Below are 16,787 nucleotides of genomic sequence, written 5' to 3'. Positions count from 1 at the left end.
AGGAGGCCCCATGTCCGCCGAACCCATCGCGCGGCTCCGCGCCCTGCGCGCGGTGACGCTGCGTTCGACGCAGTGCGCCGATTCCGGCGAGTTCTACCGCGAAGTCTGGGGGCTGCAACAGGTCGAAGCCGACCGCGGCGCCGTGTGGCTGCGCGGTTCCGGCGACGAGCACCACGTGCTCCAGCTCGAACAGGCCGACCAGAACGCGCTGGGCAAGATCGCGTTCGCCGTCGCCACTCCGCGCGAGGTCGACGCGGCCGCCGCCCGGCTGGCCGCGCACGGCGTCCCGCTCGTCACCGAGCCCGGCAAGCTCGACCAGGTCGGCGGCGGGTACGGCCTGCGCTTCGCCGACCCGGAAGGCCGTCTGGTGGAACTGTCCGCCGAGGTCGACGCGGTCGTGCCCGGCGATCCGTACGGCCGCGCCGCGGTGCCGCGGAAACTGGCGCACGTCGTGCTCAACACGGTCGACATCGACGCGGCCTGCGAGTTCTACACGCGGGTGCTGGGCATGCGGATCTCCGACTGGTCCGAGCACCAGATGGCGTTCCTGCGCTGCAACGCCGACCACCACGTGATCGCGTTCAACCAGGCCGAATTCGCGTCGGTCAACCACATCGCGTACGAGATGAACTCGATCGACCACTTCATGCGCGGCATCGGGCGGCTCAAGCACAACGGCGTCACGCCGCTGTGGGGCCCCGGCAGGCACGGTCCCGGCAGCAACACCTTCGGCTACTTCGCCGACCCGGCCGGGCTCGTCTGCGAGTACACCTCCGAGGTCGCGCAGGTCGAGGAAGACGCGTGGCTGTGCCGGGTGTGGCGGCGCACGCCGGAGCTGTCCGACCTGTGGGGCACCGCGGGCCCGCCGTCGAAGGACGTCCGCGCGCACATGCGCGGCGTGCCGGATCCCGGCTACTCGGCGTGGTGGCAGTCGTGAAGGTAGGAGTGGTGGGCGCGGGGTCGATCGGCTCGGTCGTCGCCGAGGCGCTGCGCGACGGGCAGGTGCCGGGCGCACAGCTGGCCGGGGTGGTCGACCCGATGCTTTCGCCCGCGGGGCTGCCGATGTGCGCGCTGCCGGAGCTGCTGTCCGCTTCGGACTTGGTGGTCGAGGCCGCCGGACAGCGGGCGCTGGCGGACGCCGGGCCGCAGGTGCTGTCGGCGGGGTGCGATCTGCTGGTGGTTTCGGTCGGCGCGCTGGCGGCGGACGGGCTGCTGGAGAAGCTGCTCGCGGCCGGACCGGGCGCGGTCCATTTGTCGACCGGCGCGATCGGCGGGCTCGACCTGCTGCGTTCGGCGGCGCTGCTCGGGCAGTTCGAGCGGGTGGTCATCGAGACGACGAAGAAGGCGTCTTCGCTGGTCCAGCCGTGGATGTCCGAGGCGGAGGCGGAGGAGTTGCGGCAGGCGAGCGCTCCGGTCGAGTTGCGGCGCGGGCCCGCGCGGGAGATCACCGCGGCGTTCCCGAAGTCGGCGAATGTGGCCGCGTCGGTGGCCTTGGCGGTGCGGGATTGGGACGTCGTGGAGGCGGCAGTGATCGCTGATCCGGCCGCGCCGTTGACCTCGCACGTGATCACCGCGGTCGGGCCGGCGGGGGAGTACCGGTTCGAAATCCGGAACAAGCCTTCGCCGCGGACGCCGACGTCGAGCCAGGTCGTGCCGTTTGCGGTGCTGTCCGCGCTGGAAGCGTTGGCGACGCCGAGGGCGGTGTTCCGGTGACCTCCACAGTGGACGGTGTGCAGATGCGGATCGCCGGGGACGGCAGTCCGGTGTTGCTGCTGCACGGAATCGGCGGTTCGAGCGCTTCGTTCGACGCGCAGATCGCGGCCCTGGCGCCGAAACATCGTGTGCTGGCTTGGGACGCGCCGGGTTACGGCGGTTCGGCCGATCCGGAGAAGCCGCTGGGCATGGCCGGATACGCGGCGCTCGTCGGCCGTCTGCTGACCTCGCTGGACGCGGTGCCCGCACATCTCGTCGGCGTTTCGTGGGGCGGCGTGATCGCGACCCGGGTCGCGCTGGAGTACCCGGAGGTCGTGCGGTCGCTGGTGCTGGCCGATTCGACCCGCGGCTCCGGCGTCGACTCCGAGCGCGCCGCGGTGATGCGGGCCCGGCCGAGCGAACTGAACCGCGTGGGTGCGGCGGAATTCGCTCGCCGGCGCTCGCCTCGGCTGCTCGCACCTGGTGCGGATTCCGCGGTGGCGCAACGCGTCGAGGACATCATGGCGGGCATCCGGCTGCCCGGGTACACGTCCGCCGCGGAATCGATGGCGGAGACGGACCACGGTCCGCGGTTGTCCCGGATCTCGGTGCCGACGCTGGTGCTCGTCGGCGAGCACGACCAGGTGACCGGCGTGGCCGAGGCACGGCGGCTCGCCGCGTCGATCCCCGGCGCCCGGCTGGAAGTGCTGCCCGGCGGGCACGCGGCGAATCAGGAATCGCCGCGCCGGTTTTCCGCCGAGGTCTTGGACTTTCTGTCCCAAGCGGACTCGGTGGTGGCGCGATGAAGGACCGGCTGTATGTGGTCACCGGCGCGGGCCGCGGTCTCGGCTGGGCGATCGCCCGCGAGATCGGCCGTCAAGGCGGTCGCGTCGTGGTCGCCGAACGGTCGCCGGATCGCGCTGCGGACGGGGTCGCCCGGTTGCAGGCGGAAGGCGTTGCGGCACACCGGATCGACACGGATGTCGCGGATCCGGAGTCGGTCGCGGCTTTGGCGGACGCGGTCGCGAAGCTCGGCCCGTTGCACGGCTTGGTGAACAACGCGGCGATGGCGGACGGCGTGGGCGGCAAGCACTTCGCTGAACTGGACGTCGAAGCGTGGGACACGTTGATGACCGTCAACGCGCGCGGTCCATGGCTCGTCTCCCGCGCGCTGTACCCGCAGCTCGCGCAGACCGGCGGACGCATCGTGAACCTCGCGTCCGACGCCGCCCTGTACGGCTCGCCGCGGCTGGTCCAGTACGTGGCCTCCAAAGGCGCGGTGATCGCGATGACCCGTGCGATGGCTCGGGACGGCGGCCCGGACGGAGTGACCGTCAACGCGGTCGCACCCGGGCTGACCGAGGTCGAAGCGACCGCGGGCATCCCGCAGGAGCGGCACGATCTGTACGCGATGAACCGCGCGCTCACCCGGCCCCAACAGCCGGAGGACGTCGTCGGCTCGGTGGCGTTCCTGCTGTCCGACGCGGCCTCCTACATCACCGGCCAGACCCTCGTGGTCGACGGCGGATTCGTTTGCAGCTGAAGGGAAAACCCGTGGATTTGGGATTGAAGGGCGCGGCGGTGCTCGTGACCGGGGCCAGCTCCGGCGTCGGGCTCGCGACCGCGGCCGCGCTGCTCGCCGAGGGCGCGCACGTCGCCGCCTGCGCCCGCGACGGCGTCCGGCTGGAGAAGGCCCTCGCCGATCTGCCCCGCGCCGAGGGAGCCCGGCTGTACACCGCGTCCTGCGACGTGCTCGACCAAGCGCGAGTCGAAACGTTCGTCGCTGACGCCGCTCGCGAACTGGGCGGCCTGACCGGGGTCGTGAACAACGCTGGCCGGTCGCTGATGGCGCGGCTCGCCGAGACCACCGACGACCAGTGGCGGGACGAGCTGCACCTCAAAATCTTCTCGGTGCTGCACGTCGTCCGGGCCGCGTTGCCGTGGTTGCGGACGGCGGCGAATCCGGCTGTGGTGAACGTGAACGCGATCCTCGCGCGCCAGCCCGAACCCCGGTTGGCGGCCACTTCGGCGGCGCGGGCGGCACTGCTCAATCTCTCCACCACGTTGGCGACCGAACTGGCCGGGGACGGCGTGCGAGTCAACTCGGTCTGCCTCGGACTGGTCGACACCGGACAGTGGCGGCGCCGGTACGAGGCTTCCGGCAGCGAGTTGTCCTTTGCGGGCTGGTCGGCGGAACTGGCCGCCGATCGCGGAATCCCGCTCGGCAGGCTCGGCACCGCGGAAGAGGTCGCTTTCCCCATCGTCACGCTGCTTTCGCCGCGTGCCTCCTACGTGTCCGGCGCGACGATCGACGTCGGCGGCGGCATTGCCCGTTACGTCTAGAAGGGACGGACCCATGAATCACGGTCACGGAGGCGAGCTTCTCGTTCGCCTGCTGTCCGAAGCCGGAGTGGACACCGCCTTCGGCGTGGTGAGTGTGCACAACCTGCCGCTGGTGGAGGCGGTTGCGCAGCATCTGCGGTTCGTGCCCGTGCGGCACGAAGCGGCCGCGGTGAACGCCGCCGACGGGTTCGCGCGGGCCAGCGGAGGACTCGGCGTCGCGATCACCAGCACGGGCACCGGCGCGGGCAACGCGGCGGGCGCGCTGGTCGAGGCGCTCACGGCGGGCAGTCGCGTGCTGCACGTGACCGGCCAGATCGACTCCGAATTCCTCGGCAGCGGCCGCGGCGTCATCCACGAGACGCGCGACCAGATCGGCATGCTGACGGCGATTTCCAAGCACGCGGCCACGGTCACGTCGGTCGAGACCGCCGAGGAAACGCTGCGAGCGGCGATCCGGCACGCGCTGTCGGTGCCGAGCGGTCCGGCGAGCGTCGAGTGGCCGATCGACCTGCAGTACTCGCGGCATGAGTTCCGCCCGGGCTCGCTTGAGCCGACTCTGCTCCCGCCGCCGGACGCCGCGGTCCTCGCGGAAGCCGCCGAATTGCTCGCTGCCGCACGCCGTCCGGTGTTCTGGCTCGGCGGGGGAGCGACCGGCGCGCGCGACGAGGTGCGCGCGCTCGCGGAACGGCTCGGCGCGGCAGTGTTCACCAGCAACTCCGGTCGCGGCACGGTGCCGGAGAACCACGAACTGGTCGTCGGGAACTTCGCCGCGCACGAGTCGGCCGCGCAACTCCTCGCCGACGCGGACCTGCTCGTCTCGATCGGCACGCACTTCCGCTCGAACGAAACCAAGCATTACCACCTGAAGCTGCCCGAACGGCATCTGCAGATCGACGTCGACGCCGAAGCGCTGGGACGCGTCTACCCGGCCACCGTCGGGGTGCGAGGCGACGCCGCGGCGGTACTGGCTGCATTGTCCACTGTGGAATCCGGCACCGAATCGGGCTGGCGCGAACGCGTCATCGAGACCCGGAAAGCCGTACGGGACAAGCTGAACGAGGCGATCGGCCCGTACGCGGAGATCTGCGCCGCACTGCGCGACGGTCTCCCGGCCGAATCCGTGATCGCCCGCGACGTCACCATCCCGTCCAGCCAGTGGGGCAACCGGCTGCTGGACATCCACGACCCGCGCACCAACGTGTTCCCGGTCGGCGGCGGCATCGGGCAGGGCCTGGCCACCGGCATCGGGGCCGCGCTCGCGACGCCGGACGCGCCGACCGCAGTGCTGGTCGGAGACGGCGGCCTCGCGGTCCACCTCGGCGAACTGTGCACGCTGGCGCAGGAACGGCCGTGGCTCGCGCTGGTCGTGTTCAACGACGGCGGATACGGCGTGCTGCGCAACATGCAGGACCACCACCGCAGCCAGCGCGCCGGCGTCGACCTGTACACGCCGGACTTCGCGCGGATGGCGCAGTCGCTGGACCTGCCGCACGCGCTGGTGTCGAAGCCGGGCCAGTTCGCCGACGCGCTGGCGAAGGCGGTGGCCCAGCAGGGGCCGTTCGTGATCGAGGTGGACGTGACCGCTTTGCCCGCGACGCCGCGGCCGTTCGTGCCGCCGGTGCCGGTTCCGGAGAGCTGAGGGAGACCAGACGTGGGAGGCACCATCGAAGCTGCCGAAGTCCACCATCACGGGCACGGGCCTGCGAACCGCCGCCGCCGGGTGGTGCGGACGTCCGCACCGCTGCTGGTGCGGCATCCGCCCGGCCGTGGTTCGCGAGTCCGCGGCGCGGTGCTCGTGCTGCACGGGGCCGCCGGACTCGACGAACCCGTCGAAAACTGCTGCCGCACGCTCGCGAGCTGCGGATACGTCACTGTCGCGCCGCTGTTCTACTACGAGACCGGCGGCCACACTTTCGGTCCGGACAAAGCGGACGCCGCCTTCGCCGCGCTCGCGCTGCCCGACCTCGAAGCCGACCTCGCCGGCGCGCTCGACTACCTCGGCGCCCGGCTGGGCATGCCGCGCCACCGCGTGGCCGCCGCCGGTTTCGGCTCCGCCGCCCACCTCGCCGAACTGTCCGGCGCGGACCTGGCCGCCGCCCTCGGACCCGCGCCGCCACCCTGGCCCGGTACGCCCGAATTCGACCCGCACGCACCCGATCGGCTCGTGCTGCCCGCCGGACCGTCCGCCGCGGACGACCTGGTCCGGTTCCTGGACGCCGAGCTGCCGGACTCGACGCCCTCGGGTCCGTGACGAAGCCCGCCCCAATGTGGCATTGGGTGCGTCAGACGCACCCAATGTGGCATTCGGTGCGTCACATGCACCCAATGCCACATTGGGGCGCAAACCCGCTCCCGGCCCGGCCGCGACGGCAGCTGCCCAGCGCCGCCTTGATTTCCGGCCGCCTGAACCCCCTACGATCGATTGCACGCTCCGGCTCCGAGGAGGGCCCATGAGTATCGCCGCCACCCCCGAGGTGACCCAGCGGGACATCGCCGCCCGGCTGGAACGGCTCCCGATGTCGCGCTGGCAGGTCTCGATCCGCCTGATCATCGGCATCGTCACGTTCTTCGAGGCGTTCGACCAGCTGCTGATCGCCTACACGCTCCCCGTCATCGGCCGCGAATGGCACATGACGACCGCTTCCAGCACCGCGACGCTGACCATCGGCTCGATCGGCATGCTGCTCGGCGCGCTCGCGTCCGGCTGGGCCGCCGACCGGATCGGCCGCGTCAAGGTGATCACCCTGTGCGTCGCTGTCACGGCGCTGTGCAGCCTGGCGATGACGTTGTGCACCGCGCTGCTGCCGTTCCTGATCCTGCGGTTCGTGCAGGGTCTCGCGATCGGCGGTGAAGTGCCCACCGCGGCCGCGTACATCGCCGAAATCAGCCGGGCTCGCCGCCGCGGCCGCTTCGTGTTGATGTACGAGATCGTCTTCCCGGCCGGGCTCGCGGTCGGCGCGCTGGTCGCGGCCTGGGTCATCCCGCACTGGGGCTGGCGGCCGCTGTTCGCGCTGGCCGCGATTCCCGGTCTCGCCGCGGTGCTGCTGCAGCTGCGGATCCCGGAATCGCCGCGCTGGCTCGCCGCGCACGGGCACACCGAAAAGGCCGAGGCGACGATGGCGCTGATCGAGCGCCGGGTCGAGGAATCCCTTGGCCGTCCGCTGCCTCCGCCCGCTGTGTCCACGGCGGTACCGGAAGCGGCGCCCTCGAAGCGCAGTTCGTTCCGCGACCTGTTCGCCGGTCGCTACCGGCGGCGCACGCTGATGGTGTGGACGATCTGGTTTGTCGGCTACCTCGCCAACTACGGCATCACCTCGTGGCTGCCGACGCTGTACAAGGGCTCGTTCCACCTGTCGATCGGCCAGGCGCTCTGGTACAGCACGGCCACGTCGGTCGCCGGTCTCGTCGGCTGCCTGATCGCCGCGCTGGTCGTGGACAAGCTCGGCCGCCGGATCGTGCTGGCCGCCGGCCTCGGCGGGACGACCGCGATGCTGGTCGTGCTGGGCGCGCTCGGCGCCGGGACCCCGTTGCAGCTGCTGGTGTGGTCGTCGCTCGCGGCGATGTTCAACTTCGCGGTGAACGTCTGCCTGTACCTGTACACGCCGGAGCTGTACCCGACCCGCAGCCGCGCGCTGGGCGTCAGCCTCGGCGGCGTGCTGAACCGGTTCGGCCTGATCCTCGGCCCGATCCTGGTCGGCGCGCTGTACGCCGGCGGCAGCGGGCTCGCCTCGGTGTTCCTGGTGCTCGGCGGGATCTGCTTCGTCGGCGCGCTGGTCGCCGGGTTCTTCGCCGAGGAGACCAAGGGCCGCACGCTGGAAGAGGTTTCGCCGTGACGGACGCACTGCGCGTGGTCCTGCTCGGCACGGCGGCCGGGCCGTACCCGGCGCCGGGCCGGCAGGGCTGCGCGAACGCGGTGGTGGTCGGCGGACGCGTCTACCTGGTCGACGCGGGCTACGGGACGCTCGGCAAGTACGTCGCCGCCGGGCTGTCCCTGCGCGATCTCGCCGCGGTGTTCGTGACGCACCTGCATTCCGACCACGTCGCCGAACTGTTCACGCTCTTCCTGCTCGGCTGGGGTCCGGCCAACCAGGGCGTCATCGAGCCGGTGCCGGTCTACGGACCCGGCCCGGACCCGACCGATCCCGGTCCGCCCGCCGCGGGCACGGCGGGGCTGATCGCGGGCAATCTCGCCGCGTTCGGGCAGGATGTCGCGGTGCGCCAGCGGACCAGCGACCGGCCGCGGCTGGCCGGCCTGATCCGCGCCACCGACGTCTTGGCGGCCGGGGAAACCGTTGTGCACGAAGACGATCGGGTGCGCGTGACGGCGCGGGCAGTCCCGCATCCGCCGCTGCATCTGGCGCTGGGCTACCGGTTCGAAACCGAACACGGAGTGGTCGCCTTCTCCGGCGACACCGCCCGCAGCGACGCGGTCGGCGAGCTGGCCGCGGGCGCCGACTTGCTGGTGCACGAGGCGATGGAGCCCGATTTCTACCGCAGCATCGGCTATTCGCCGAAACTGCTGGACTTCCTTGCTGCCTCGCACACCTCGCCGGCGGACGTCGGCCGGGTCGCCGCGGCGGCCGGGGCCCGCCGGGTCGCGCTGTCGCACCTCGGCCCGGCCGATCCCGCCCGGCTCGACGACGAGGGCTGGCTCAAGCGGGTCCGTCCGCACTACTCCGGCCCCGTCGTCGTGGGCCACGATCTGCTCGACCTCACTGTCTAGAAGGAGCTTTCGCTGTGCCGGAAATCGCGATCGTCGGCGGCGGGATCGGCGGCCTCGCCGCCGCTGTCGCCCTGCGGAAGGCCGGATTCTCGCCGGTCGTGCACGAACAGGCGGCCGGATTCGGCCGCGTCGGCGCGGACATCAACCTGACGCCCAACGCCGTCCGCGCCCTCGACGGCCTCGGCGTCGGCGGCGAACTGCGCGAAACCGCGGCGCGGCCGAAGTACCGGATCAGCCGCACGTGGGACACCGGCGAGGAAACGTCGCGCCTGCCGATGGGCGACGAGGCCGAACGCCGCTACGGCTCGCCGCAGCTCACGATGCACCGCGCGGACCTGCTGGCCGCCTTGGAGCGCGCGCTGCCGGACGGCGTCGTCCGCTTGGGACACAAGCTGACCGGACTGTCCACAACGGACTCAGTGGCGCTGGACTTCGGTTCTTCGGCGGCTTCCGCGGATGTCGTGATCGGCGCCGACGGCATCCACTCCGCCGTCCGCACCGCGCTGTTCGGCGCGGAACACCCGGAGTTCACCGGCGTCGTCGCGTACCGCGCGGTGCTGCCCGCGGGCGCGGTGGACGTGCCGAACCTGGACTCCTTCACCAAGTGGTGGGGTCCCGATCCGGACACGCAGCTGGTGACTTTCCCGCTCAACCGCGGCGCGGACGTGTTCGTCTTCGCCACCACGCGGCAAAGCCAGTGGCGGCACGAATCCTGGACCACCCCAGGGGATGTCGGCGAACTGCGCGAGGCGTACCGCGGCTTCCACCCCGAGGCCCGCGCACTGCTGGAGGCGTGCGATTCGGTGCTGCAATCCGCGCTGTACGTCCGCGATCCGCTGCCGAACTGGTCGTGCGGCCCGGTGACGCTGCTGGGCGACGCGTGCCACCCGATGATGCCGTTCATGGCGCAGGGCGCGGGAATGGCCATTGAGGACAGTGTCGTGCTGGCGCGGGCGCTGGCGGCGTACCCGAACACCGAGGTCGCGCTGAAGGCGTACCAGGCGGCCCGGCTGGACCGCACGCGCGAGGTGCAACTGGCGTCGCGGGGCAACAGCTGGCTCAAGCAGAGCGGAACGAGCTCGGCCGCAGCGGACGCGATCTACGGGTACGACGCCTGGCACACTGCGGTGTGACCCAGGTCATAGCTGAGGTCTCGGGGTGGCGTGTCGAGCCGGGACGGCGCCGTTCGACGCGTAGGTGAACAGGCACCATCCCGAACCAGGAGTTGAACCATGCGCACCCTCATCGCCACCGCGTTCGTGTCCCTCGACGGCGTCGTCGAAGCCCCCGGCGGCGAGCCCGGCTACCGGAACGCCGGCTGGACGTTCAAGGACATCGAATTCGACCCCGCCGCCTACGCGCTGAAGGGCGCCGAGCAGGAGGAAGCGGCCGCGCTCCTGCTCGGCCGCGTCAGCTACGAGGCGTTCTCGCCGGTGTGGCCGGACATGACCGAGGAGTTCCCGCACTACAAGGTGATGCCGAAGTACGTCGTGTCGACCACCCTGCGCGACGAGGACCTGGTGACGAATTGGGGCGAAACGACCATTCTTCGCTCGCTCGGCGACGTCGCCGCGCTGAAGGAGACCGAGGGCGGCCCGATCATCGTCAACGGCAGCGCGACGCTGGTCCGCGACCTGACTGACGCCGGCCTGGTCGACCGGCTGAACCTGCTGGTCTTCCCGGTGCTGCTGGGTGCGGGGAAGCGGCTGTTCAGCGAGACCGACAAGGAGAAGCAGCCGCTGAAGCTGATCGAGAGCGAGAGCTACTCGAACGGGATCCAGAAGCAGATCTTCGAGTTCGTCCGCTGATCGGCTCCGCGATCCGTCGCCGTCTGGCGGTTCTTGCGGGCCGGGCGACGCCGCTCGCTTCATCTAGTCACTGACAAGTCGGTGGCATACTCGATGCCATGGCCCGTCGTTACCATCACGGCGATCTGCGGCAGGCGGTGCTGACCGCGGCCGTCGAGGTGCTCGGCGAATCCGGCCCGGCCGCGGTCAACCTGCGCGACCTCGCCCGCCGGGTCGGGGTCTCGCACGCCGCCCCGGCGCACCACTTCGGCGACCGCGCCGGCCTGCTCACCGCCGTGGCCGCGCAGGGCTTCGACCTGCTCGCGGACGCGCTCGAGGAGCTCCCGCCCTCGCCGGACCTGCTCGAGGCCGGGGTCGCCTACGTCTCGTTCGCGGTCGAGCACCGGGCGCATTTCGAGGTGATGTTCCGCGCGGACCTCCTCCGCGGCGACGACCCGGACCTGCGGGCCGCGCGGGAACGCGGCAGGCAGGCGCTGGACTGGGCCGTCGCCGGGTTCCGGGACGGGAGCGCCGACCCGGTGGTCGCGGGTGCGGCGGCGTGGTCGCTGATGCACGGGTTCGCGACGTTGTGGCTGCAGCGGGCGCTGCCCGCGGATCTGGGCGACGACGTGCGGACGGCCGCGCGTTCGGTCTCGGAGTTGCTTGTCCGGGGCGCGCACCAGCCTCCGCCGTCCGGGTGATCCGCGGAACCGCGGCCTCGCCGGGGTCGTCTCATCGCCGACTTTCCCGGACCGGATGCCCGCGGTCCGGCAGGCTGACATACTGGTGCGCGCGTCCGCTGAGGACGCCCGCTGGGAGGTGGACTGGGGTGAGTTCGCACCGGGTTTCAGACTGGGCAGACGTCCGTGCCCTGCACAAGAAACAAGCCAAGGAGACGCATCGGTCCGGGCGGCCGGAGACGTCGGATTCCGTGCACGGCCCGTCCGGGGCGGGCAACGCAGAGATCGTCGCGGACACCGGCGTCATCGAGCTGGATCCGGCCGAGATCGCGGCCGCCGACGCCGAACTGGAGAAGCGCCAGCAGGAGCTGACCGCCTGCCTCGAACAGGCGAAGCAGCTCACGCATCCGCTCAAGGACGGCACCAGCCCGGTGGCCGCGCACCTGCGGAAGGCGTTCGGCGTGCGCGGGTCCGCCGACGGCGGGGCACAGGCGATCCTGCGGCAGTACCTCGACGAGCTGTCGTCCTTGCGCGAGGCCATCCGCCGGGCCGGCGCGGGGCACGTCCAGCAGGAAAGCGACGCGAAGGATTCGCTCGACGCACTGGGCCGCCGGGCGGACGACGGGGGAGGGACGCCGGCATGAGCCGGACACCGGGCTACGAACGGCTGCCGTACGAAAAGCACCGCAAGCACCGGTTGTGGAGCGAGGACCACCCGCCCACCGCCGCGCAGCGCCGGGTCCTGCGGCGCACCAAGCTCGCCCAGCGGGCCAACATGAAGGACGCGTCCTTCGGCAAGATCAACTGGAACGCCTGGGCGCACACCACGCTCTACGACATGATCATGACCGCCGACCCGGTCGAAATGGGCGCGTCCGCGCACCAGTGGGGGAAGCTGGCGTACGACGTCGACTCGGCGACTTCCGCGGTGCACAAGACGGTGCAGAAGCTGCTGCTGTCCTGGCGCGGCGGCGCGGCGGGGAGCGCGGCGCAATCGGCGTCGAAGCTGACGTCGTGGGGCACGGGCGCGAGCGAGACGATGCGCACGGTCGGCGACAAGCTCGACCACTACACGAGCGCGGTCGAAACGGCGAAGCACAAGATGCCGGAACCGGTGTTCTACACGGCGGAAAACCAGTTCCGCGACGGTTACGACCTCAACGCGGCCAGCGGTCCCAGCGGCGCGGTCATGGTCGATCAGCTCCTCGACGACCACCTGCCGGCCAAACGCGCGGCGTCGCACGCCAAGGCGGAGGCGGTCCGCGTGATGGAGAGCTACGAGACGTCGAGCAAGGGCGTGCACGACAAGCTGCCGCATTTCACCGACGCGCCCGCGGTCACGAACGTCGACCCGGACGGCCGGTCGCGGAGCGAAGCGCGCGGCTCCCGGGATTCGTCCGGTTCCTCGGACGCGGCCGTCACCACGGCTTCGTCCGCTCCGGCCGGTGGCGCCGGGCTGCTCCCGGGAGCGAGCGGACCTGGCGGAACAGCCGGGATGCCGGGGTCGCTGGGCGGCGGTGCGCTCGGCGCGCTCGGCTCCGGCACGGGCGCCGGCAGCGGGAGCGCGCTGCCGGGCGGACTGCTGGGCGGCTCGGTCGGAGCCGGCGGCGGCGCGGCGGCCGGGGCAGCCGGCGCCGCGGCGGGCATGCGCGGCGGCAGCCCGATGTCCGGCGGGTTCTTCCCGCCGATGGCCGGCCAGCGCGGCGACGGCTCCGACGACCACCAGAACCGGTACACCAAGGGCAGTTCCTTCGACTTCCTCGAGGATCTGCCGGACGCGTACCCGCCCGTGCTGGGCGAGTGAGGCGGGGATGGCCAGACATCTCCCGGAGGTCGACGGGGTAGCGCTCTCGCACCTGGAATTCGACCTGCTGTGGTCGGATTTCGATCTCGGTCCCGCGCCGTACCCGCTCGAGGTGCCCTCGCACGGTTCCACGATGGACGAACGCGACCAGCTCGGCGCGCAGGTCGCGGAAAGCCTCGCCGCGGCCGGGCTGCTCGACGAGGACGACGAACCGCATCCGCGGCTCGGGCAGGTGTTCGCGGTGCTGGCCGAACCGGTGTTTTCGGTCGACCTGCTGGTGTTCCGCGATCCGCCGCTGCGCGCGCTGGCCGCGGCCGGGCGCAAACTGGGCGTGCTGGCCGTTCTCGACGCGGGCGAGCTCGCGTTGCGGCCGTGCCTGCCGGACGACGTCCCGCAGCTCGCCGCGAGCGTCGTCGGCTCCGCCGAGCCCGGCCCGGGCAACGCGGTGCGGTTGCCGCGCGACGCGTTTTCCGAGGCGATGCAAGCGTTTGCGGACAACGGGCACGCCGCGTTCGAGAGGGCGCTCGGCCGGGCCGGTCTCGCCGGCCGGGACCTGCGGGCGATCTCGACGCTCGTCACCACGCCCCGGGTCGCGTACGGACAGTTCGCGGTGAACGGACCGGGCGGTCGTTCGCCGGTAGTCGCTTGGTACGACACGGAAGCAGGCCGGTACGGCGCGGTCGTGCGGGAGTCCGCGGGCACGAAGTGGGTCACTGTCGCGCCCGCGGATCACGCGTGGCTCGCCGACCGGATGCAGGAACTCGGGCGCGGGGTGTCGTCCGATCGGGGGACTAGGGAACCTGAGGACGAAGGGTTCCGTCTCACTTAGGGCAGCGGCGAAGCGCCCTGCTGAAGGGGGCAGGAAATGAGCAAGTTGTCGGCCGAGGAAATCGCCCAGCACGCGTATCGGGCCGGGTTCCGCGGGCAAGCGCTGACCACCGCGGTCGCGGTGGCGATGGCGGAATCGGGCGGGAACACCCGTGCGCACAACGGGACCCCGCCGGACAACTCGTACGGGCTGTGGCAGGTCAACATGCTCGGCTCGCTCGGTCCCGCCCGCCGCCACGAGTTCCATCTGCACTCCAACGACGAACTGTTCAACGCGGACGAGAACGCCAAGGCGGCCTGGGCGATTTCGGGGCACGGCAAGAGCTTCCAGCCGTGGTCCACCTACACCAACGGCGCGTACAAGAGCCACCTCGCCGCCGCGCGCAAGGCCGCCGAGGACGTCACCCGCCGCCACGGCAAAGGCGGGAGCCATCCGCACAAACCCGACCACCGTCCGCACAAACCGCACCACGGCAAGGGCGGCAAGGACGGCGGGTTCAAGGCCGATCTCGAACAGTTCCTCGCCTACGAGCGCACCACCGAGCACGTCGCGAACGAACTGGTGTCGGTCGGCAAGAAGACGGTGCACCGGGTCACCGGGATCGCCAAGGACAGCTTCGGGAAGGTCGGCCAGGAAACCGGATTCTCCGACGCGCTGGGGGATTTCAGCCGTTCGCTGGAGTCGCAGGTGCGGGCCACCGGGGCACACGCGCGCACGCTGAGCGCCTCCGTTTTCCGTGCCCGGCAGGCGTACGCGGGCGCGGATTCCGACGCGAGCGCGGCGATCCGCGAACAGGACATCAAGGGCATTCTGGGCTGAGGGGGAATCCGTGCTGGACACCGCAGGGGTCGCGACGCTGTTCGCGGACGAGATGAAAACGCACCACGGCAAGCTTCAGGGCAAGGCCGCGGACTCGCAGGCCGCGCAGCACGCGCTGCAGCAGGCCGCCCGCGAGATCACCGAACAGTACGAGGCGCAGCGCAAAGCGGCGCACGCGCTGCTGAACACTTGGCACAGCAAGGCGAATCCGGCCTTCGAACACGACACCGGCAAGTTCGGCCGGGATCTCAAGGTCACCGCGCAGGCGAGCACGCACGGGGCGAAGGTGGTCAGCGAGGTCACCGACGCACTCGCCGGGCGGCATCAGGCCACCGGCAAGCTGATCGACGAGTTCGTCGCGAAGGCACGCAAGATCATCGACGCCGGATACGTCCTGGCGCGCAACGGAAGCCCGGCCGCCCTGCTGATGGCGATCGGCGACGTAGCCGACCTGGCGGGCAAGTACCTCAAGGAATCCGGCGGACACCTGAAGAACGCCCGCGCGGAGATGGAAGAGGCGGCGCGCAAGCTGCGTGCGTTGCAGAAGGACCTGAACCACGACGGCGTCGCCGACCCGGGCGGAACGCACCACGCCAAGCCGGGGGACCACCGCAAGCACGAGCAGCACAAAAAGCACGAAGCGCACAAAAAACACGAACAGCACCACGGCAACACGCACGCGAGCCACAGCAAGAAGGTCGACAAGATCCTCGACCACGCGCGGCACAATCTCGGCTACCACGAGGGCCCGAACAACCGGAACAAATGGGGCCCGACCGGACAGCCGTGGTGCGCGTACTTCGCGACGTCGATGTGGCGTTCGGCCGGGGTGGACATCCCGAAGTACGGCTTCACCGGCGACGTCTACAAGTGGGGCCAGCGCCACCACCTCGCCTACGACCGCGGCGCGCTCGCGCACAACGCCCGCCCCGGCGACACCATCCTGTTCGGCGACGGTCCGTCGTGGGGGCACAGCCACCACATCGGGATCATCGAAAAGGTCGAGGGCAACAAGATCACCACGATCGAGGGCAACGCGAACGACCAGGTCGAGCGCCTCACGTACACGCTCCCGCGCGATCTGCACAAGTTCTACGGCGGAGTGCACCCGAAGTGAACATCACCGGCACCGCGCGGCACGCAGGAGTGACCGTCGAAGTCGCCCCCGGCGGCGCTTTGCGCACCCTGGAACTCACCGCAGACGCTCTCCGCACCGGCGGTCCCCGCTTGGCGGACACCATCCTGCACGCCGTGCGCGAGGCCGCCGCGGAGGCGAACGAACGCGCTCGCCGAGCTTTGGAAACCGAATTGGGCGATCTCGGCGGCACCGAGCTGAGCAGCCTCGGCCTCGGCTCGGAGAAGGATCTGGCTGACCGCGCCGAAGACACCACACCGGACACGTGGAGGGTGTGATGGCGGAGCCGTACCAGGAGAACGCGGCCGGACAGGGTGCGGATTGGCGCACGGATCCGTCCGAGCAGTTCGGGCGCGGCGACGCTGCGGGGACGTCGCGCGAGCCAGCCGCCGATCCCGGCGGTCCGGGCGGCGACGAGCGGAGTATCGACGAACTCATCGAAATCGCCGAGGAAATCCCCGACCAGCTAGGTTTGTCCGAAGGCCTGGCCACCCTCCGCGCGACGGCCGGCCGCGAGGGACTGAGTGTCACGGTGAACATGCACGGCATGCTCGTCCACCTGGACATCGGCGAAGCGGCACTGGAACTGGGCCCGGACGCCCTGGCCGCGGAGATCTCGCGGCTCAGCACGGAGGCGGGCACACAGGCGTTGCGCCAGGGCCTGCACGCCATCCGAGCGGGATGCGTTCCCGCAGTCGCGGCGGCCGTCGAAGACGCACTGGCACTGGACGATGCCCCGGAGCCAGCCCTGGTGCCTCGCCCGGACGCCGCACGCGAGCCTGCACCAGCACCGGTCGCGCGGCGTCGCACCCCGGTTGAGGAGCAGGACGACGAAGGGTTCGAGCTCAAGCCGGTCAGGGACTGAACGCCGCGCGAGCGCTCGCCTCGGCGAGTGTTCGCCCGGGCCCCGGACCGGCATCGGACTCCGATCGGCGGCCAGGACGTTCGCGAACAGACCGATTGCCGCGAGCGAAG

Annotated in this window: 19 protein-coding genes; all 19 read left to right on the top strand. The window is 71.2% G+C overall.

Annotation, left to right across the window (positions count from 1 at the left end; all coding sequences use genetic code 11):
* The first annotated feature begins 10 nt into the window (after positions 1–10).
* The 19 genes from H4281_RS39960 to H4281_RS39870 all read left to right on the top strand — a co-directional run bounded on the left by H4281_RS39960 (position 11) and on the right by H4281_RS39870 (position 16,677).
* Positions 11–937, top strand: coding sequence for a VOC family protein (locus tag H4281_RS39960; protein ID WP_037814795.1), 927 nt, complete (start codon positions 11–13; stop codon positions 935–937).
* Positions 934–1,713, top strand: a complete 780-nt coding sequence (locus tag H4281_RS46715; protein WP_312872273.1) for an aspartate dehydrogenase domain-containing protein — start codon at positions 934–936, stop codon at positions 1,711–1,713. The genes H4281_RS39960 and H4281_RS46715 overlap by 4 nt, the downstream gene beginning before the upstream one ends.
* Positions 1,710–2,498, top strand: coding sequence for an alpha/beta fold hydrolase (locus tag H4281_RS39950; RefSeq protein ID WP_312872272.1), 789 nt, complete (start codon positions 1,710–1,712; stop codon positions 2,496–2,498). Before H4281_RS46715 ends, H4281_RS39950 begins: the two co-directional genes overlap by 4 nt.
* Positions 2,495–3,235, top strand: a complete 741-nt coding sequence (locus H4281_RS39945) for a 3-oxoacyl-ACP reductase family protein (RefSeq protein WP_182896043.1) — start codon at positions 2,495–2,497, stop codon at positions 3,233–3,235. Before H4281_RS39950 ends, H4281_RS39945 begins: the two co-directional genes overlap by 4 nt.
* Before the next feature lie 11 nt (positions 3,236–3,246).
* Entirely contained in the window at positions 3,247–4,035 is a 789-nt protein-coding gene (locus tag H4281_RS39940) for an SDR family oxidoreductase (protein WP_182896042.1), read from the top strand.
* 13 nt (positions 4,036–4,048) lie between these two features.
* Positions 4,049–5,674: a thiamine pyrophosphate-binding protein gene (locus H4281_RS39935; protein WP_182896041.1), complete on the top strand. Its 1,626-nt coding sequence runs from the start codon at positions 4,049–4,051 to the stop codon at positions 5,672–5,674.
* Between the two features lie 12 nt (positions 5,675–5,686).
* Positions 5,687–6,286 carry a dienelactone hydrolase family protein gene (locus H4281_RS39930; RefSeq protein ID WP_182896040.1) on the top strand — a complete coding sequence of 200 codons (600 nt, stop codon included), beginning with the start codon at positions 5,687–5,689 and terminating at the stop codon, positions 6,284–6,286.
* 199 nt (positions 6,287–6,485) lie between these two features.
* Entirely contained in the window at positions 6,486–7,868 is a 1,383-nt protein-coding gene (locus H4281_RS39925) for an MFS transporter (RefSeq protein ID WP_182896039.1), read from the top strand.
* On the top strand, positions 7,865–8,758 hold the full coding sequence (locus tag H4281_RS39920; protein ID WP_312872271.1) for an MBL fold metallo-hydrolase: 894 nt from the start codon (positions 7,865–7,867) through the stop codon (positions 8,756–8,758). The genes H4281_RS39925 and H4281_RS39920 overlap by 4 nt, the downstream gene beginning before the upstream one ends.
* A gap of 14 nt (positions 8,759–8,772) precedes the next feature.
* Positions 8,773–9,891, top strand: coding sequence for an FAD-dependent monooxygenase (locus tag H4281_RS39915; RefSeq protein ID WP_182896038.1), 1,119 nt, complete (start codon positions 8,773–8,775; stop codon positions 9,889–9,891).
* A gap of 99 nt (positions 9,892–9,990) precedes the next feature.
* Entirely contained in the window at positions 9,991–10,566 is a 576-nt protein-coding gene (locus H4281_RS39910; RefSeq protein WP_182896037.1) for a dihydrofolate reductase family protein, read from the top strand.
* A gap of 98 nt (positions 10,567–10,664) precedes the next feature.
* Complete coding sequence (locus H4281_RS39905; RefSeq protein ID WP_182896036.1) at positions 10,665–11,246, top strand: TetR/AcrR family transcriptional regulator; 582 nt, start codon at positions 10,665–10,667, stop codon at positions 11,244–11,246.
* 128 nt (positions 11,247–11,374) lie between these two features.
* On the top strand, positions 11,375–11,869 hold the full coding sequence (locus H4281_RS39900) for a hypothetical protein (RefSeq protein WP_182896035.1): 495 nt from the start codon (positions 11,375–11,377) through the stop codon (positions 11,867–11,869).
* Complete coding sequence (locus H4281_RS39895; RefSeq protein ID WP_182896034.1) at positions 11,866–13,029, top strand: PPE domain-containing protein; 1,164 nt, start codon at positions 11,866–11,868, stop codon at positions 13,027–13,029. Before H4281_RS39900 ends, H4281_RS39895 begins: the two co-directional genes overlap by 4 nt.
* Before the next feature lie 7 nt (positions 13,030–13,036).
* Complete coding sequence (locus tag H4281_RS39890) at positions 13,037–13,858, top strand: ESX secretion-associated protein EspG (RefSeq protein WP_182896033.1); 822 nt, start codon at positions 13,037–13,039, stop codon at positions 13,856–13,858.
* A gap of 36 nt (positions 13,859–13,894) precedes the next feature.
* Positions 13,895–14,677, top strand: coding sequence for a transglycosylase SLT domain-containing protein (locus tag H4281_RS39885; RefSeq protein WP_182896032.1), 783 nt, complete (start codon positions 13,895–13,897; stop codon positions 14,675–14,677).
* 10 nt (positions 14,678–14,687) lie between these two features.
* Positions 14,688–15,794 (top strand): CHAP domain-containing protein, encoded by a 1,107-nt coding sequence (locus H4281_RS39880; protein WP_312872270.1) that lies wholly within the window; start codon positions 14,688–14,690, stop codon positions 15,792–15,794.
* Entirely contained in the window at positions 15,791–16,090 is a 300-nt protein-coding gene (locus H4281_RS39875) for a YbaB/EbfC family nucleoid-associated protein (RefSeq protein WP_182896031.1), read from the top strand. Before H4281_RS39880 ends, H4281_RS39875 begins: the two co-directional genes overlap by 4 nt.
* On the top strand, positions 16,090–16,677 hold the full coding sequence (locus tag H4281_RS39870) for a hypothetical protein (RefSeq protein ID WP_220508560.1): 588 nt from the start codon (positions 16,090–16,092) through the stop codon (positions 16,675–16,677). Before H4281_RS39875 ends, H4281_RS39870 begins: the two co-directional genes overlap by 1 nt.
* The last annotated feature ends 110 nt before the right edge of the window (positions 16,678–16,787 follow it).

Source organism: Amycolatopsis dendrobii (genome assembly GCF_014145675.1).
Classification (GTDB): domain Bacteria; phylum Actinomycetota; class Actinomycetes; order Mycobacteriales; family Pseudonocardiaceae; genus Amycolatopsis; species Amycolatopsis dendrobii.
Note: the sequence above shows the minus strand (reverse complement) of the source record. Positions and strands in the feature narration are given on the sequence as shown.

Coding starts and splice junctions, on each gene's coding strand:
- H4281_RS39960 (WP_037814795.1), top strand. CDS start 11: ATGTCCGCCGAACCCATCGCGCGGCTCCGCGCCCTGCGCGCGGTGACG.
- H4281_RS39945 (WP_182896043.1), top strand. CDS start 2,495: ATGAAGGACCGGCTGTATGTGGTCACCGGCGCGGGCCGCGGTCTCGGC.
- H4281_RS39935 (WP_182896041.1), top strand. CDS start 4,049: ATGAATCACGGTCACGGAGGCGAGCTTCTCGTTCGCCTGCTGTCCGAA.
- H4281_RS39925 (WP_182896039.1), top strand. CDS start 6,486: ATGAGTATCGCCGCCACCCCCGAGGTGACCCAGCGGGACATCGCCGCC.
- H4281_RS39910 (WP_182896037.1), top strand. CDS start 9,991: ATGCGCACCCTCATCGCCACCGCGTTCGTGTCCCTCGACGGCGTCGTC.
- H4281_RS39905 (WP_182896036.1), top strand. CDS start 10,665: ATGGCCCGTCGTTACCATCACGGCGATCTGCGGCAGGCGGTGCTGACC.
- H4281_RS39895 (WP_182896034.1), top strand. CDS start 11,866: ATGAGCCGGACACCGGGCTACGAACGGCTGCCGTACGAAAAGCACCGC.
- H4281_RS39890 (WP_182896033.1), top strand. CDS start 13,037: ATGGCCAGACATCTCCCGGAGGTCGACGGGGTAGCGCTCTCGCACCTG.
- H4281_RS39885 (WP_182896032.1), top strand. CDS start 13,895: ATGAGCAAGTTGTCGGCCGAGGAAATCGCCCAGCACGCGTATCGGGCC.
- H4281_RS39870 (WP_220508560.1), top strand. CDS start 16,090: ATGGCGGAGCCGTACCAGGAGAACGCGGCCGGACAGGGTGCGGATTGG.